Origin of the sequence: Janthinobacterium sp. LPB2021202312-11-4, assembly GCF_037049705.1 — a bacterium.
Taxonomy (GTDB): Bacteria; Pseudomonadota; Gammaproteobacteria; order Pseudomonadales; family Pseudomonadaceae; genus Aquipseudomonas.
Genome location: NZ_JBAGKV010000017.1, coordinates 17890 through 34785, shown reverse-complemented (window position 1 = coordinate 34785; position 16896 = coordinate 17890). Strand labels below are relative to the sequence as shown.

General features: G+C 60.3%; 18 protein-coding genes. 8 read left to right on the top strand and 10 right to left on the bottom strand.

The genetic code is table 11. The annotated features are described in order from the left end of the window. Positions 1-10: 10 nt before the first annotated feature. From V5E99_RS18570 to V5E99_RS18560, 3 genes are all read right to left on the bottom strand, one after another. Positions 11-907, bottom strand: a complete 897-nt coding sequence (locus V5E99_RS18570) for a L,D-transpeptidase family protein (RefSeq protein ID WP_499803742.1) — start codon at positions 905-907, stop codon at positions 11-13. A gap of 243 nt (positions 908-1150) precedes the next feature. Next, positions 1151-1444 carry a hypothetical protein gene (locus V5E99_RS18565; protein WP_003226812.1) on the bottom strand — a complete coding sequence of 98 codons (294 nt, stop codon included), beginning with the start codon at positions 1442-1444 and terminating at the stop codon, positions 1151-1153. 56 nt (positions 1445-1500) lie between these two features. Then, on the bottom strand, positions 1501-2106 hold the full coding sequence (locus V5E99_RS18560) for an arylesterase (protein ID WP_499803741.1): 606 nt from the start codon (positions 2104-2106) through the stop codon (positions 1501-1503). Between the two features lie 10 nt (positions 2107-2116). Here V5E99_RS18560 and V5E99_RS18555 point away from each other — a divergent pair, with 10 nt between their 5' ends. From V5E99_RS18555 to V5E99_RS18540, 4 genes are all read left to right on the top strand, one after another. After that, positions 2117-2800: an ABC transporter ATP-binding protein gene (locus tag V5E99_RS18555; protein ID WP_213940745.1), complete on the top strand. Its 684-nt coding sequence runs from the start codon at positions 2117-2119 to the stop codon at positions 2798-2800. Beyond that, a complete protein-coding gene (locus V5E99_RS18550) occupies positions 2800-5304 on the top strand; it encodes an ABC transporter permease (protein ID WP_499803740.1) in 2505 nt (834 codons plus the stop codon). The genes V5E99_RS18555 and V5E99_RS18550 overlap by 1 nt, the downstream gene beginning before the upstream one ends. A gap of 34 nt (positions 5305-5338) precedes the next feature. Then, positions 5339-5836 (top strand): transcription elongation factor GreB, encoded by a 498-nt coding sequence (greB, locus tag V5E99_RS18545; protein ID WP_499803739.1) that lies wholly within the window; start codon positions 5339-5341, stop codon positions 5834-5836. Positions 5837-5988: 152 nt separating this feature from the next. Beyond that, a complete protein-coding gene (locus V5E99_RS18540) occupies positions 5989-6858 on the top strand; it encodes a PI-PLC domain-containing protein (protein WP_499803738.1) in 870 nt (289 codons plus the stop codon). 7 nt (positions 6859-6865) lie between these two features. Here V5E99_RS18540 and V5E99_RS18535 read toward each other — a convergent pair whose 3' ends face one another. The 3 genes from V5E99_RS18535 to V5E99_RS18525 all read right to left on the bottom strand — a co-directional run bounded on the left by V5E99_RS18535 (position 6866) and on the right by V5E99_RS18525 (position 9384). Beyond that, positions 6866-7174, bottom strand: coding sequence for a hypothetical protein (locus V5E99_RS18535; RefSeq protein WP_499803737.1), 309 nt, complete (start codon positions 7172-7174; stop codon positions 6866-6868). A gap of 248 nt (positions 7175-7422) precedes the next feature. Continuing rightward, complete coding sequence (locus tag V5E99_RS18530; RefSeq protein WP_499803736.1) at positions 7423-7857, bottom strand: DoxX family protein; 435 nt, start codon at positions 7855-7857, stop codon at positions 7423-7425. Between the two features lie 105 nt (positions 7858-7962). Continuing rightward, entirely contained in the window at positions 7963-9384 is a 1422-nt protein-coding gene (locus tag V5E99_RS18525) for an MltF family protein (RefSeq protein ID WP_499803735.1), read from the bottom strand. A gap of 237 nt (positions 9385-9621) precedes the next feature. On the opposite strand from V5E99_RS18525, the gene V5E99_RS18520 reads away from it, so the two are divergent. The 3 genes from V5E99_RS18520 to V5E99_RS18510 all read left to right on the top strand — a co-directional run bounded on the left by V5E99_RS18520 (position 9622) and on the right by V5E99_RS18510 (position 12696). Further along, complete coding sequence (locus V5E99_RS18520; RefSeq protein WP_499803734.1) at positions 9622-10431, top strand: TatD family hydrolase; 810 nt, start codon at positions 9622-9624, stop codon at positions 10429-10431. Positions 10432-10661: 230 nt separating this feature from the next. After that, a complete protein-coding gene (locus V5E99_RS18515; protein ID WP_499803733.1) occupies positions 10662-12146 on the top strand; it encodes a methyl-accepting chemotaxis protein in 1485 nt (494 codons plus the stop codon). A 187-nt stretch (positions 12147-12333) separates the two neighbouring features. After that, positions 12334-12696, top strand: coding sequence for an Mpo1-like protein (locus V5E99_RS18510; RefSeq protein WP_499803732.1), 363 nt, complete (start codon positions 12334-12336; stop codon positions 12694-12696). Position 12697: 1 nt separating this feature from the next. Here V5E99_RS18510 and V5E99_RS18505 read toward each other — a convergent pair whose 3' ends face one another. From V5E99_RS18505 to V5E99_RS18495, 3 genes are all read right to left on the bottom strand, one after another. Beyond that, positions 12698-13495 carry an acyl-CoA thioesterase gene (locus V5E99_RS18505; protein WP_499803731.1) on the bottom strand — a complete coding sequence of 266 codons (798 nt, stop codon included), beginning with the start codon at positions 13493-13495 and terminating at the stop codon, positions 12698-12700. Positions 13496-13707: 212 nt separating this feature from the next. Beyond that, on the bottom strand, positions 13708-14475 hold the full coding sequence (locus tag V5E99_RS18500; protein WP_499803730.1) for a CHAD domain-containing protein: 768 nt from the start codon (positions 14473-14475) through the stop codon (positions 13708-13710). Between the two features lie 89 nt (positions 14476-14564). Continuing rightward, positions 14565-14843, bottom strand: a complete 279-nt coding sequence (locus V5E99_RS18495; RefSeq protein ID WP_054051974.1) for a hypothetical protein — start codon at positions 14841-14843, stop codon at positions 14565-14567. A gap of 222 nt (positions 14844-15065) precedes the next feature. Here V5E99_RS18495 and V5E99_RS18490 point away from each other — a divergent pair, with 222 nt between their 5' ends. Continuing rightward, positions 15066-16103, top strand: a complete 1038-nt coding sequence (locus V5E99_RS18490; RefSeq protein WP_499803729.1) for a patatin-like phospholipase family protein — start codon at positions 15066-15068, stop codon at positions 16101-16103. An 81-nt stretch (positions 16104-16184) separates the two neighbouring features. Here V5E99_RS18490 and V5E99_RS18485 read toward each other — a convergent pair whose 3' ends face one another. Next, entirely contained in the window at positions 16185-16880 is a 696-nt protein-coding gene (locus V5E99_RS18485) for a response regulator (RefSeq protein WP_499803728.1), read from the bottom strand. Positions 16881-16896: the final 16 nt, after the last annotated feature.

Sequence of the window (16896 nt, the reverse complement as noted above, 5' to 3'; positions counted from 1 at the left end):
TTCCGGGTGCTTACTGCTGCAGATCGACCGGTGCGCTCGACACCATCGGTGCGGAGGTATTCGGCACGGCGATTTCCACCGGCAGGCCATCTTCGGCTGCAACTACGTCGCGTACTACATCCCAGTTCATGCGCAGGTTGTTGGTGATGTCTTCACGCTTGAGCATCGCGTTGATCACCGCCGTGTGCTTGTCGACCACCGACGGGTTGCCGTTGTCGTCCAGCGGTGTGTGCGCTTCCAGGTAAACCTTGCCGCCACTCACGCCAAATTTGTACGGGTCGTTGATGATCCGCACCGACGTACCGACCGGCACCATGCTCGCCATTTCCAGTACGTTGTTGTTGAACATGCGGAAGCAACCGTGGCTGGTGCGCATGCCGATGCCGAATTTCTTGTTCGAGCCGTGGATCAGGTAGCCCGGAGTGCCGAGGCTGAACTTGAACGGCCCCAACGGGTTGTCCGGGCCGGCCGGTACCACATTCGGCAACGGATCACCGTCAGCAGCGTGCTCGGCCTTGATCGACGCTGGAGGGGTCCAGGTCGGGTTCGGCGTTTTCGCGGTGATGGTGGTATGCGCGATCGGCGAACCCCAGCCTTCACGACCGATACCCAGCGGGAAGGTGTACACCACGTTCCGGCCTTTCGGGTAGTAGTAGAGGCGGTATTCAGCCAGGTTGATCACGATGCCTTCGCGCGGGCCCGGCGGCAGGATGAAACGCGTCGGCAGAATGATTTCAGTCCCGGCGCCCGGCAGCCAGGCGTCGACGCCAGGGTTAGCCGCGACCATTTCCGAATAGCCCAGGTCGTAAGTGGTACCAAGGTCGGCGAAGGTGTCTTCGTACTTGGCCTTGATCACTTGCACCTGGCCGATGATGTCTTCACCGGGTGGCGGTAGAGGCAGCTCCAATGCTGCGACGGGACCTGCCACACAGAGGGCGGCAAGTGACAGGCAGCGGGTGACGGCAGGAAAGCGCGGCAACATCCGGAAAATCCTTCGCGTGATCGACAAGAGGTATAAGACGGCGATTGTACACCGACGCCCGAAAATTCGGGGAGGCCGAGCACATTGCAGGCGATACATGACGTTTTTTTCATGTAAGGGGTGTGCCGCTGGAATAGTTGTTGTGGCGAGGGGACTTGCGACACAGGCCTAAAGCTCGAAACGCAACTCAGGCCAGATCGGCGAAGTACCGCGCTTTTGCGATTCCAGAATCGCCCGGCACAGCGAACACAAACGCTGGTCCTGGAACACCCTGCGATCCACGCTCGACCAGCGCGGTTGCGCCGGCAACAGGCTGCCGCACAGGGTTCGGTCGGCCGAGCCACCGAGTTCCAGCTGACGCGTCACCAGATGCACCCGCACTTCCTGGCAGGCGAACAGATCCAGCTGTTCGTCAGGCTCGATCAGTTGGTAGGCAAAAAGGGACCAGGCGGGACGCGGCATCGGGGGCTCCAAATCGGGGGCGCCACCTTAGCCGAAACACCGCGACTAGAAAAGCGTCAAAGCAGCGGTTTCAGCGTCGGCCAGACATTTTCCAGCAACTTGTCCTGAGCCCCCGCCGCCGGGTGCAGGCCATCGGCTTGCATCAGCTCTGGATGACCGCCGATTCCGTCGAGGAAAAACGGCACCAGCGGGATTTTTTTCTCGTTGGCGAGGTTGCCGTAGACCTCGGCAAACGCCTCGGTGTAGCGCTTGCCGTAGTTGGGCGGCAGTTGCATGCCCAGCAACAAGACCTTGGCACCGCTGGCGCGGGAGCTGTCGATCATCGCAGCAAGGTTTTGTTGCAATTGCGTTGGGAGCATTCCGCGCAAGCCGTCGTTACCGCCCAACTCGAGGATGACCAGCTCCGGTTTATGCTCTGCAAGCAGCGCCGGCAGGCGTGCCTGGCCTCCGGCACTGGTGTCGCCGCTGATGGACGCATTGATCACTTTATCGTCGAAACCTTCGCGCTTGAGCCGTTGCTCAAGCAGCGATACCCATCCCAAGCGGGTATCCAGTCCGAAACCGGCGCTGATACTATCGCCAACGATCAGGACTGTACCCGCCGCTGCGTTCTGGGCCATGCACATCAAGGCCAGGCCAGCACTCAAAAACCAAACACGCATCGGATTCTCCATGGGCGCAAGCATTCTCACCGCGAAGAACCTCAGCAAAGTGGTTCCCAGCGCGGAAGGTGAACTGACTATCCTGCACGAACTCAGCCTGGAACTGAACAAGGGCGACAGCCTGGCCATCGTTGGCGCGTCCGGTTCCGGCAAATCCACCCTCCTGGGCCTGCTGGCCGGCCTCGACCTGCCGAGCAGCGGCGAAGTCACCCTCGCCGGGCAAGCCCTGAGCAATCTCGATGAAGATCAGCGGGCGCGCATCCGCGCCGAGCATGTGGGTTTTGTGTTTCAGTCCTTTCAACTGCTCGACAGCCTCAACGCCTTGGAAAACGTCATGCTGCCCCTGGAACTCGACGGCCGCAAAGACGCCCGGGCGCGTGCCACCGAGTTGCTGCAACGGGTTGGTCTCGGCCAGCGCCTGACCCACTCACCGCGCCAACTCTCCGGCGGCGAACAGCAGCGCGTGGCAATTGCCCGGGCGTTTGCCGCCGAACCTGATGTGCTGTTCGCCGATGAACCCACCGGCAACCTCGACAGCCACACCGGCGAGCGCATCAGCGATCTGTTATTCGAACTGAACAAGGAACGCGGCACGACCCTGGTGCTGGTGACCCACGACGAACGCCTGGCACACCGCTGCCGGCGCCTGATCCGCCTTGAAGCCGGCCTGCTGGTCGCCCCTCTGGAGCCTTGATGGCACGCTTGCCGCTATTGCGCCTGTTCAGCCTCGCCCTCCGCCAACTGCTGCGCGACGCCCGCGCCGGAGAGCTGCGGGTATTGTTTTTTGCCTTGCTGGTGGCCGTGGCCGCGAGTACCGCCATCGGCTATTTCGGCGCCCGCCTCAACGGCGCCATGATGCTGCGCGCCACCGAGTTTCTCGGCGCAGACCTGTTGCTCGAAGGCAGTTCACCGGCGCGCCCCGAACAGATCAAGAGCGGCACGGAGCTGGGTCTGGAACACGCGCAAGTCGTCGAGTTCTCCAGCGTCATCGCCACCGACAATGGCATTCAGTTGTCCAGCATCAAAGCCGCCGACTCTGTCTATCCACTGCGCGGCGAACTGAAAAGCGCCCCCGCCCCCTTCGCTCCGGAAGTCGCCGGTGGCGGACCGAAACCCGGTGAAGCCTGGGTCGAGGCACGCCTACTGACGGCGCTGGATCTGAAGATCGGCGACGACATCGACGTCGGCATGAAAACCCTGAAGCTGACGCGGGTGCTGACATACGAACCGGACCGCGCCGGCAACTTCTACAGCCTGACACCGCGAGTATTGATCAACCTCGACGACCTCACGGCAACCGGCGTGGTCCAGCCCGGCAGTCGGGTCAGCTACCGCGAACTCTGGCGCGGCAGTGCCCAGGCGCTGAAAACCTATCGGCAACTGGTCAAACCGGGGCTCGCCGCGAACCAACGCCTGCAGGATGCCCGGGACGGCAACCGGCAAATCGGCGGTGCGCTGGGCAAGGCCGAGCGTTACTTGAACATGGCCAGTCTGGTGGCGGTGTTGCTGTCGGGTGTGGCGGTGGCGCTGTCGGCGACACGTTTCGCCACGCGCCGCTTCGATGCCAGCGCCCTGCTGCGCTGCCTCGGTTTGTCCCGTCGGGAAACCATGCTGCTGTTCAGTGTGCAGTTGACGGTACTCGGTCTGCTTGCCGCCCTCAGCGGCGCCCTGATCGGCTGGCTCGCGCAACTCGGACTGTTTGCGCTGCTGCATGACTTGTTGCCCACTGACGTTCCACCGGGCGGCCTACTGCCGGCCATTGCCGGGATCGGCACCGGGTTGGTGGCGCTGGCCGGTTTCGCCCTGCCACCCTTGGCCGCTCTCGGTCGGGTTCCGCCATTGCGTGTATTACGTCGAGACATGCTGCCGATTCCGTCCAGTACCTGGATGGTCTACGGCGCTGCGCTGGGTGCGCTCGGGCTGATCATGTGGCGCCTGAGCCTCGATCTGGTCCTGACCTTTGCCCTGCTCGGCGGTGGTGTGATCGCGGCGGTGGTACTCGGCGGCTTGCTGCTGTTACTGCTCAAAAGCCTGCGCCGGATGTTGGCCCGTGCCTCTCTGCCATGGCGTCTGGGCCTGGGTCAGTTGCTGCGCCATCCGTTGGCGGCGGCCGGGCAATCCCTGGCCTTCGGTTTGATTCTGCTGTCCATGGCCCTGATCGCGTTGCTGCGCGGCGAGTTGCTGGACACCTGGCAGAACCAGTTGCCGAAAAACGCCCCCAACTATTTCGCCCTGAACATTCTGCCGGCGGACAAACAAGCCTTCACCGATCGCCTGATCGAACTGCAAGCGCAGTCGGCGCCGCTCTACCCAGTGGTGCCAGGCCGACTGATCAGCATCAACGGCGAAGCGGTGCAAGACATCGTCAGCAAGGATTCGGCCGGTGACCGGGCGATCCAGCGCGACCTGAGCCTGACCTGGGCGGCGGACTTGCCGACCGGCAACAAACTCACTTCGGGGACCTGGTGGGCCGAACAAACGCCGGATGACATTCCCGGTGTGTCGGTGGAAGGCAAGGTCGCCGAGAGCCTGAAACTCAAGCTGGGCGATCACTTGGTGTTTAGCGTCGGTGGGGTCAATCGCGAAGCGAAAGTCACCAGCCTGCGGGAGATCAACTGGGACAACTTCCAGCCGAATTTCTTCATGATCTTCCAGCCCGGCACCCTGAAGGACCTGCCCGCGACCTACCTGACCAGTTTCTATCTGGCGGCCGGCCACGATCAGCAGATTGTAGATCTGTCCCGGGCCTTCCCGGCGGTAACCATTTTGCAGGTCGAAGCCTTGCTGGAACAGCTGCGCAGCATCCTCGCCCAGGTCACCCTGGCGGTGGAGTACGTGTTGTTATTCGTGCTGGCGGCGGGGATGGCGGTGCTGTTCTCCGGGTTGCAGGCGACCCTGGATGAACGGATTCGCCAAGGTGCGCTGTTGCGTGCCCTGGGGGCCGAACGGCAGTTGCTGGTCAAGGCCCGGCGCATCGAGTTCGGTTTGCTCGGCGCGGTCAGCGGCTTGCTCGCGGCACTGGGTTCGGAGCTGGTCAGCCTGGTGCTTTACCGCTACGCCTTCGACCTGCCCTGGCATCCGCATCCGTGGCTGCTGGTGCTGCCGCTGATTGGCGCCTTGTTGATTGGTGGCGCCGGTGTGTTCGGCACCCGTCGCGCCTTGAACGCCAGCCCCCTGACAGTGTTGCGCGAGGGTTGATAGACTCCAGCACTCTCAACCACAAGAAGTTGCCATGAGCCGTTATCGCCCTCCCCGCACCGCCGGCACCGCGCTGATCACCCCCGAAGGTGAAGCGCGGATGCGTGCCGAGTTTCACGAACTCTGGCACGTGCGCCGGCCGCAGGTGACGCAGTCGGTCAGCGAAGCGGCGGCCCAGGGTGATCGCTCGGAAAACGCCGAGTACACCTACGGCAAAAAGATGTTGCGCGAGATCGACAGCCGCGTGCGGTTTCTCACCAAGCGCCTGGAAGCCCTGAAGGTCGTCAGCGAAAAACCCAGCGATCCGAACAAGGTGTATTTCGGCGCGTGGGTCACTATTGAAGATGAAGAAGGCAAGGAATCCCGTTACCGCATCGTCGGGCCGGATGAACTGGATTTGAAATCAGGGCTGATCAGCATCGATTCCCCGCTGGCACGCGCATTGATCGGCAAGGCGCTGGACGCTGAAGTTCGAGTCCAGACGCCCACGGGCGAGCAACTTGTTTACATCGTAGACATTACCTACCCATAAACAATCAACTTATAAAATCCATTCATCCTGCAATATCTAGCGAAAGTTATAACCCGCGCAAGCTTTGACAACTTTCGAAGTTTGCGCGAAATTAGTAGCGCGCCACAACCGGCGCATAACTTCTGACTAAACTTATTCAAGGATGAATAAACATGACAACTAATATTGAAGGCCTCGATCGCTGGATGGCGAATACCGCCGGTATTCATAAACTGCGCATTGATGAACTTGTTCTGCCAGGCACTCACGACTCCGGCGCTGACAAAAAGGCATCGATCCTCAACTTCCCCCAGAAAATCACCCAGGACGTACCGCCAGCCGAGCAAATCAAGGCGGGCTTCCGGGTGCTGGACCTGCGTGTAAGGTTTCTGCCCGGTAAGCAAACCAACGATCCCAAGCGCTTCCAGCTGTATCACTGGCACGACCTGAACCGCTTCGTCAGCACCGATATTCTCGACATGCTGAATACCTTTTATGACGCCCCTTCAACCAAGGCTGCCCGAGCCAAAGAACTGATCATCCTGAACTTCCATCAGCTTGATAACTTCACCGATGCGGCCCATGAAGAGTTGCGTTTACTGATTAACGAAAAAATCGGCAAACGGATTATCCCCGAAAGCTACAAGTATTCGACCATTGATGACCTCTGGAACAACACTCCGGGCCGGACCGTGGTGATCTCTTACAACAAATACACTAATAACTCTGACTACTGGAGCGGCGTCCAACAACAATGGATCGGGGAAAATTACATTTCCACCGACAAATTGAAGAAGTTCATGGATCAAGCGTCTCTTGAAAGCAAAAGAGCGTATTCGCTGCGCTCTATTCAGTGTGCCAAATACACCGGGCTCTTTGTACCGGACGACTTCAGCGACAAAGTCGATGAATGGTTCCATTCAAAGGACCGCAACAGCTACATCCAACGCTTCCACATCATCAACACCGACTGGTCGACACGCAGCCGCATCGTGCACAACTGCAAACATGCCAACCAGATCCGGGCGCAAGCCAAAGGCTGATGCGGCTTCAGCGGCGAGTAATCAACCCTTGGCGCGCGACGCGGGTCAATTGCTTGATCACTTCAGGTGCGTCTTCAAGGCTCGGGGACTGAATCACCGCCAGATCAAAGCTGTCGCTGGCAAAACGCGCCAAGGACTCGCCGTCTTCGACAAATTGAATCAGGAAAGCCGCAGGGCCGCCGTTGCGACGTGGCCAGCCATCGAGATAACGCAGGAGTGTCGGCTGATGTTTGCCGCCAAGCAGGATTTTTGGATTGCGCTGGGTGAGGTGTGCCGTGATCGGCGCAGGGCGTACAACGGGGCTTAGTGCATTCATTGGGTCGTGTCTCTGCCTCAAAAGTCTGCATGGCAGGTGAGAGGCAACACCGAACCAGCGCTTTAGCGGTATTTCGAAGCCTGTTTCAAGCTTCTATCGGCAACTGAATGAGTCACCTGGCGCCCCGCAAGTAGCTGTTTAAATCGGCGCATGGGCAGCATCCTAGAGAACGTGACCGGACAGTGTCAAGAATCCCGAGCAACAAAAAAGGCCCGCGCAATGCGGGCCATTTCGTTGAGCCAGAGCGGTCAGCCAGCGATGGCGCGGTCTACCGAGAGTTTGCCGGCGCCTTCGATCAGCACCGCGATGCTGCCACCGAGCAGGGCCAGGGCGAACTCATAACCGTTGTTGGACATGAACAACCCGTTGTGGATGTGCACCGAGAGGATCGCCACCAGGGAGAGGAAGGTCAACCCCAGTGCCGCCGGGCGCACCAGCAGGCCGATGATCAAAGCCAGACCGGCAAAAAATTCAGTACCGCCAGCCAGGATCGCCATCAGGTGACCCGGCGCCAGACCCAGGCTTTCCATGTATTGCGCGGTCCCGGCGATGCCGTAGCCACCGAACATTCCGAAGAGTTTCTGCGAGCCGTGGGCGGCGAAGATGATGCCGACGAAAATCCGCAGGACAGTCAGGCCGTAGCCAGCGCGGGTAAACAGAACCTTGTTGATCAGAGTGCTCATGCTGTGTCATCCATTGTGAGTATGTGTGTTGGTTGGCCGCCATATTAATCGGTAAATTAAATGTTAAAAGCGGAAATATTCCACCATAACAATCAATTTATTCGATCACTTCCGTGAGGCGACTTTTTGCCCCTGGGGCTCCAACGACTCCCGCTCCCGATCGAACGCCAAGTAATACTTGTTCACGCTATTAACATAGCTGACGGCACTCATTCCCACCTGTTCCATGGCAATGCGCTCGACCTGGAAGAACCACTGATTCGGGTTCAAGCCCCGGCGCCGGGCCTCGGCGCGCATGGCCTGGACCCGCTCCGGCCCCATGTTGTACGCCGCCAGCACGAACGCCATGCGCTCGCGCTCGTTGAGTTTGGGACTGGAGAAAAATTTGCGACGGATCATCGCCAGGTACTTGGCGCCGGCCTGAACATTGGCGTCGAGGTTTTGAATATTGTTGACCCCGACTCGCTGGGCCGCGGACGGGGTGATCTGCATCAGCCCGGTCGGGCCGCCGCCGCTGCCAGTCTCGGGCTGCAAGGCTGACTCCTTGAACGCCAGCGCCGCCAGGTTCAGCCAGTCCATGCCTTGGGCGTCAGCGTGTTTCTGCAGCACTGGCCGGAGTTTTTCCAGGCGCTGTCGGTCCGCCTTGGCCAGTGGATAGTGCACTTGATACAGCCGTCGGTAGATACGCAGGAACGCCACGTCTTCATCCGACGGCTTTTTGTAGGTGCTCAGGAACCGGTCGATGCTCGCCCGCAACATCGAAGCATCGCGACGTACAAACCAATATTCCTCGCCCGGCTCGCTGATCAGCACCTGCCGGTCGAAACGCAACTTGGGCAGGATCTTGCCCCAGCGCTCGGCAATCGGTTGTTCGACGATGGTCAGATGAAAGATGCCGCCCTGGACCATCTCCAGCACATCCTCGACCGCCAGGCTCGGGTCAACCCACTCGACTTTCACTGGCGCCAGTTTATGCAGGGCGAGTTTTTGATTGATTTGGCTGATCGCATCCCCCGCCGCACTGCCGGTGGGTAAGGCCAGGGTTTTGCCGGAAAGTTGTTCGAGTTTCGTGTAACGGCGCTCGCCCTTGATGCCGACCAGGATCAGCGGGATGTTGCTGGCAATCGGTTCGCTGGTACTGACAGCGTGACCGGATTGCAGGTCGAGCAATTCTCCCGGCGCCACCAGATCGCCCTCCCCGCGCTGCAACGCGCCGAGCAGTTGGTCCTTTGCTTTGGGAATGATCTTGAGGGTGATTTCCTGGCCGTCGCGGGCGTGGCCGTTGAGGTATTGCTCGAAAGCGCGCAGGCGATGGTATTCGACGCCGATGGCCTGCCCCTGGACTTCGCCGGAGCTGTTGCGGCTCTGATTGACCAGGACCTTCAGCACACGGCTGCTGCGGATGGCTGCCAGATCGCGGACCTGGGTCGTCGGCACGGCTTGCAGAGGCCCAGCCAAACGCGCGAGCGCCGGCATTGGCAGCAACAACGAACAACACAGCAGTAGCAAAACCGAGGGACGTGTCATCCACTCTCCGGAAAGAATACTGGTCCGGCTTCAGGGTAAATTCCATGAAGCAAAACATCAGAAACAGAGCGCCTGGAGCGCTGGCAAAGTGCGAAAGACTGGCACAGTGATGGCAGTTTCACCAACCCGACCTGTCTCGCGGCATCAAAAGACAGCTTTAACTCGTTGTAGTTCTTGGTTTTTCTTATAAATCTACAGCTCTGATATGCTTTCCGGCCTTTGGTCCGAGGTAGCACCATGCAACTCATCGATATCGGCGTCAACCTGACCAACCCCAGTTTTGCCGAAAAACACCAGGCAGTACTCGACCGTGCATACGCAGCCGGGGTCTGCCAATTGGTGCTCACCGGTACCAGCGTCGAAGGCAGCGAACAGGCCCTGGAGCTGTGCCGGCAACTGGACGAAAGTGCGCAACGGCTGTTCGCCACCGCCGGTATTCACCCCCACAGCGCCAGCGACTGGAACGCAGATAGCGAGCGAAGCCTGCGCAGTTTGCTCAAGGAGCCGAACATGGTGGCCGTGGGCGAATGCGGGCTGGATTTCAATCGCGACTTCTCGCCGCGTCCGCAGCAGGAAAAAGTCCTGGAAAACCATCTGGCGATGGCGGTCGAACTGCAATTGCCGGTGTTCCTCCACGAACGCGATGCCAGTCAACGCTTGCTGGAAATCCTGCGCGACTACCGTGATCAGTTGCCGGCCGCCGTGGTGCATTGCTTCACCGGCGAAAAGAAAGCGCTGTTCAGTTACCTCGACCTGGATCTGCACATCGGCATCACCGGCTGGATCTGTGACGAGCGCCGGGGCACGCACCTGCATCCGTTGGTCAAAGAGATCAAGCGCGGCCGACTGATGCTCGAGAGCGATGCGCCGTACCTGCTGCCGCGAAGCCTGCGGCCGAAGCCAAAGAATGGTCGTAACGAACCGGCGTACCTGACCGAAGTGTTGCGCGAAGTGGCGCTGCACCGAGGCGAGAGCGAAGAAGACCTGGGGGCGCACACCACCGCTTGTGCGCGAGCATTCTTCGCCCTGCCCACAATCGCTGAGTAACCACACACCCCCTGTGGGAGCGGGCTTGCTCGCGAAAGCGGTGTATCAGTCAGTACATAGGGCGACTGGAAAACCGCTTTCGCGAGCAAGCCCGCTCCCACATTTGACTGGTGCTGTCCCACACTATCTCTGCGGTGGTTGTTGACCTGTATCAAGATCGAAACCCCTGCATGGCGCCACAATACTGGCACCTTGCCAATGCTGTTTCCGCTATCAGAGAAGACCTTCCTATGGGTGCCTGGCTTAGCAATATCTCGCTGAAATATAAATTCTGGGCGGTCAATGCGGTCGCCTTCGTCACCACCCTGCTGTTGGTGCTGTACGCCGTGCAGCTTGAACAACAGGCTCGCACTCACGCGTCCCAAGCGTCGGCCCAGGCCCAGGCGCGGTTGCTCAACGCCTGGCCCGCCGGGCAACCGCTGCCCAAGGCCGACAACGTGCTGACGTTCAGCCACGGGCAGGCGCCACGGCTGAATGAACAACCGGTGCTGGAACTGACCGACACCCACGACGGTTGGGTCGATATCAACGTCATGCCATTGTTCGGCGACAACACACTGATGGGCGCCGAAGTGTTCAGCCGCGCCGACGGCCAGCAAGTCGCGGTAATCGCTTACGGCCCGAGCCTGAGCCAGGTGTTCGGCGAACGCTTCTTCAACTATGCGATGGCCGTTGCGGTCCTGATGCTGGCGATGCTCGGCGCCTCGCAGTTGCTGATCCGCTTCCTGCTCAGTCAGCTCAACACGTTGAAAGACGTGATGCTGCATGTGGAAAAAACCGGCGACTTGTCGGCCCGCGTTCCGCTGGCGTGCAAGGATGAAGTCGGGCAGATGGCCAGTGCCTTCAACGCCATGCAGGCCGGTTATCAGCGGGTGGTCAACACCGTCGCCAACACCGCCCGGCAACTGGATGTGGGCGCGGCGCGGCTGGCGGCGAGCATGAATGATGTGCGCCACGGCATGCTCGGCCAGCAAAGCGAAACCGATCAAGCTGCGACCGCGATCAACGAAATGACTGCCACGGTCTACCACATCGCCCAACATGCCGGCGCCACCCGCGACCTGTCGCAAACCGCCGACACCCTGGCCGGCAGCGGCCAGGAAGTGGTCAGCCGGGTGCAGAAGTCGATTGCCGGGTTGTCCAGCGGCGTGCAGCAGACTGCCGAGATGATCCAGCGCCTGGCCGAGGACAGTCAAAAGATCAACGGCGTGGTCAGTGTGATTCACAGCATTGCCGAGCAAACCAACCTGCTGGCGCTCAATGCCGCGATCGAGGCGGCGCGAGCCGGGGAAATGGGGCGCGGTTTTGCCGTGGTGGCCGACGAAGTGCGCAACCTGGCCAAGCGCGTGCAAGCCTCGACCGACGAAATCACGCTAATGGTTTCCGCGTTGCAGGCCGGCACCCGGGACGCCGTGGATTTCATGCAGGAAAGCTCGTTCAAGGCCGACGACTGCGTGCAGCAAGCCCAGGAAGCCGGGGCCGCCCTGGCGGAAATCACCAGCGCCGTGGCGCAGATGCGCGAAAGCAATACACAGATCGCCGTGGCGGCCGAGCAGCAGAGCCATGTGGCCGAGGAAATGAATCGCTCGGTGGTGAGTATTCGCGACGTGACTGAGAACACCGTGCAACAGACCGTGGATTCGGCGACCACCAGCAATGAATTGGCGACGCTGGCCGGGGAGCTGAGCAAGGCGATCGGGCAGCTCAAGCTTTAATGTCAAAAGATCGCAGCCTTCGGCAGCTCCTACATTGGATCGGCGTTCACCTGTAGGAGCTGCCGAAGGCTGCGATCTTTTTTGCCCATTACACCTATCACTCCGATAGCCAACCTCGATTCGCCGCCCACCACCACCGCGCCTATTCTTCAATCATTGTGTTCAACATGGATTGAGGAGTTTCAACATGGGCAAACGTCACCCTAACCTTCCGGCCTGGCAATGGAAGTCGTACCCACAGAATCACCAGCACCCCACCAACCTGGCGTTGCACCTGATCGCGGTACCGCTGTTCATCATCGGCTTTCTGCTGATTGTTTCCGGGGTGTTCAGCCTGAGTCTGCTGAATGTCGTGATTGGCGTCATCGGTCTGCTCGCCGCACTGGGCTTGCAGCGCCATGGTCACAGCCTGGAGGCGCAAGCCTCCGAGCCGTTCGCTGATCGCAAAGATGCCATGTCACGCTTGCTGGTCGAGCAGTTCCTGACCTTCCCGAGATTTTTCCTCAGCGGTGGCTGGTGGCGCGCCTGGCGCAAGCGCCACCGTCACTGAGTCAGGCGAAGATCGTCACGGTCTGGCGACTCATGGCAATCAACTGACCGTCAGCGCTCCACAGCTTCGCCGCCGCGTGACCGTAGCCGTCCGCCGCATGTTCGATGTCCACCAGGTACTTGCACCAGTCCAGGGTGCTCAGCGCCAGCAACGGCTGGACGAATTCGATGGTCCAGGTCAGCGTGCTGCCCGCCGCCGGTTTGTTCAGGTGCGGCAACAGGGCCGGCGGCCAGGCGTCGACCAGGGCCAGGATGTACGCCTCGCTGAGCGGCTCTTCCTTCACATCCCCGCGCAAACGCACCCAACCGCCCATGTCCCGGGATTTGTTGCCGGTGAACGGCAGCCCGCCGACGCTCCAGCGCATGGCCAGATGCTTCATGAATTCAGGGGTCACGCCTTTGATGTAAGGCAATTCCTGGCAGTCGTCCCAGTGTTTCATCTCGGGCGCAGGGAGTGCCGCGACGGCCACTTCGGACGGTCGCGAGGCGCCGAAGCTGCCCTGGATTAATGTCACCACCTGGCCTTTCTGCAGCACCCGCCCCAACACCTGGCTGACCGCTTTGCCTTCGCGCAAGACATCAACTTCGAAACTGATCGGCACATCGGGTTCGACCGGGCCGACAAAGGTGATCGCCAGCGAACGCACCGGACGATCCGCCGGGACTTTTACGCGCATGGCTTCGTACTGCAACGCGGCGACCAGGCCACCGAAACTGGCCCGCCCCTGGCCCCACTCGGCCGGAATAGACAATGCCTGCGGTTGGCTGCGGACAGCGTCGATCAGATCGGAAAAGCGCATGGAAACCTCAAGGCAGGAAAAGATTGAAGGGATCTTAACCAGCCTGCGAGGGTGATACAGCGCTTATTCCGGCCAAAGAGACTGACAGAAAGGACGCCGCGCCCCCCGTAGGAGCTGCCGAAGGCTGCGATCTTTTGATTTTGGCGTCATTGAGGACGCCGAAGATCAAAAGATCGCAGCCTTCGGCAGCTCCTACGGGGGCGGCGGTGTTCTCAGGATTTGAAGCAGGCGGCGCTGAGTTTATCGAGCACCCGGTCCGCACGCCCTTCGGCCTTGGCCATGGTGGTTTTCCACACCGTCACGCAAGGCTGCAAATCCGCTTCCTGCTCGGCCCGCAGCAGCCATTGCCAGCAATCGTGCCAATCGCCCAGTGCAGCCTGGGCCGATTTGAGTCGAGGCAGCGCCTGTTTGGGCAAACGGTCCAGCTCGGGATAGGCCTCGATGCCATAGCGCACTCGCTTGATCAGCAAGCGCAACAAATGACGATCATGAGCCGGGTCGTGCAGGGTCTGGTCGAGTTTCTTCCATTGCTTGGCCAGGCCTTTGTCGATGCGTTTGCGCAAGCCCTTGAGCAACCCCTGACGCTGGGACGCGCGCAGGAAACGCGGAAACGCGTCGAGGATCATCAGCAAGTGGATGACTTCAGGGCTGGTCGCGACCGTCGGATAGGCCTCGTCCATTTGCGCCATGCGCCGCCGTGCGGCTTCGGGTTGACCGTGCTGGAGCAAGTACGCTGCCAGCACTTCGCGATCACGCAGCGGCGTGGTCAATTGGCCGACGCCGGAGGCGGCCACTTCCAATTGCTCCACCCCCGGCAAACCACGTAACGGGCGCAACAGGCTGCGCAAACGCCGAACCGTGGTGCGCAACTCGTGCAGCGCTTCCGGGTCAGTGCGGGCACTCAAGCGAGCCTGACAGGCCAGCAAACGGACTTCCAGGCTCAAAACCTGAGCCACTAACCGGTCAACCAAGGCAGACATCACTTGCTCCCTGAATCGAATGTGCGTTATCCCGCTCAATATCATCCTGCCTGCGGCGAAACCCGCAGGCATTGAGCTACATCATAGGCTTAGCGACCGGCCCGCGACTCGCGAATATAGAAACGCGCCTTCTCGGCTTTGCTGGTGCAGCCTTCGTAGGCTTCGAATTGCTGCTGGGTCTTGGCACCGGTCAACAACGACAGGGCCTTGGAATAACTGACAGTACCGGCGAAACCTTCGGCCTTGGCCAAATCCAGCTCATGCCACGCGGCGTCAATCTGGGTGCCGCAGCTGTCACGGTAAGCAGTTTTCCCGGCACAACCGGCCAGCGCCAGGGCAATCAAAGGCACACAGATCCAGGCTTTCATCGATAACACCTCAAAGGTAGGTAAACAGTCGTGCAGGTAAGACGGTGCGGCGCGCAAAAAGTGCCTTGCCTCGCCTGCACAAACTATAGCGCTCGCGAGCATACCCATCTGTCGCCATGCAGTGTCGAAAAAACGACGCCCCTGCCCCGGCAAACGACCTTAACGATTGAAGCACGCCCCACGATGGGTGCATTGTTGAACCTTGTCAGACGAGGGCGATTCATGAAAAAGCGTGTCGCATTGGTGCTGGGCTCAGGTGGAGCCCGGGGCTATGCCCATATCGGTGTCATTGAGGAGATCGAGCGGCGTGGCTACGACATCGCCTGCATCGCCGGTTGCTCCATGGGTGCGGTGGTGGGCGGGATTTATGCCGCCGGCAAACTCAATGAGTATCGCAACTGGATCGAAAGCCTGGATTACCTAGATGTGTTGCGCCTGGTGGACGTCAGTTTTCGGCTCGGCGCGATTCGCGGCGAGAAAGTTTTCGGCCAGATCCGCAAGATCGTCGGCGAAATCAATATCGAAGACCTGCGCATTCCCTACACGGCAGTGGCCACCGACCTGACAAACCAGCAGGAAATCTGGTTCCAGGCCGGCTGCCTGCACCAGGCCATCCGCGCCTCGGCGGCGATCCCCAGCTTGTTCACGCCGGTGATGCAGGGCAATCGCATGTTGGTCGATGGCGGTTTGCTCAACCCGTTGCCCATCGTGCCGGTGGTGTCGAGCCATTGTGATTTGATCATCGCGGTCAACCTCAACTCGACCAACCAGCGGCACTATCAATTGCCGGTGATCCAGCGCCCGGCAGCGTTCAAAACGCGCTTCGACAGCCTGATCAACTCCCTTGGCTCGAAGATGCCGTTCCGGCGCAAACAGGCCGAGCAATTGTTGTTGCTGGAACAGGAAGCGCTGAAAGCCGAGGCGGCGGAAATCAATCCGTGGATCGAGTCCGCCGAACCCCAGGCCCAGCAACCGGCAGCCGCTCCGGAAAGTGATGGCGCGCCGAAATCCGCCACCGGTTCATTCATCATCGACAACGTCGGGCCGGCGTCTTTGCTGGACTTGATCAACCAGAGTTTCGAGGTGATGCAGACGTCGTTGGCGCAGTACAAGATTGCCGGGTATCCGCCGGATGTGTTGATCAACGTGCCGAAGCGCGTGTGCCGTTTTTTCGAGTTCTACAAGGCGCCGGAGTTGATCGCCCTGGGCCGGGAAATTGCGCGGGATACGATGGATCGGTATGAGAATGAGCAGAATTGAAGAGCGGAGATCAAAAGATCGCAGCCTTCGGCAGCTCCTACATTGGAATGACGTACACCCCGCAGGCTGCGATCTTTTCGGTTATCCCTGAGACTCAATCAACCGATACCCCACCCCCGCCTCGGTCACGATAAACCGTGGCTGGGTCGGATCGTCCGCCAGTTTCTGGCGCAAATGCCCGACCACAATCCGCAGGTAATGACTGTCCTCGGTGTGGGTCGGCCCCCAGATATCCTTGAGCAATTGCTGCTGGGTGATGACCCGCCCCGGATGCCGCGCCAGTTGCGCCAGTACTGCGTATTCCTTACGGGTCAGCGCAACTTCAACGCCATCCAGCAGCACCCGGCGATAGGCCAGATCCACCGTCAACGGGCCGAACGTCAACGCCGCTTGCTGGGCTTCACCGGCCGGTGCCTGGCGCAACAGAGCGCGCACCCGCGCGAGGAACTCCTGAATGCCGAACGGCTTGGTCACGTAATCATTGGCGCCGCCATCCAGGGCTTCGACTTTCTGCCCTTCGCTGGCGCGCACCGACAGCACCAGCACCGGCACGGTCGACCATTCGCGAAACTCGCGAAGTACTTGCTGGCCGTCCATGTCCGGCAAACCGAGGTCGAGCACCAGCAGGTCGGGTTTGTTCAGCGCGGCTTGCGCCAGGCCTTCGGTGCCGGTGCCGGCCTCCAGCACTTTGTAGCCCTGGGAGACGAGACTGATGCGCAGGAACTTGCGGATCTGCGGTTCGTCGTCGATGACCAAAATGGTCGCGGTCTGGCTCATGAATTCACATCAACAA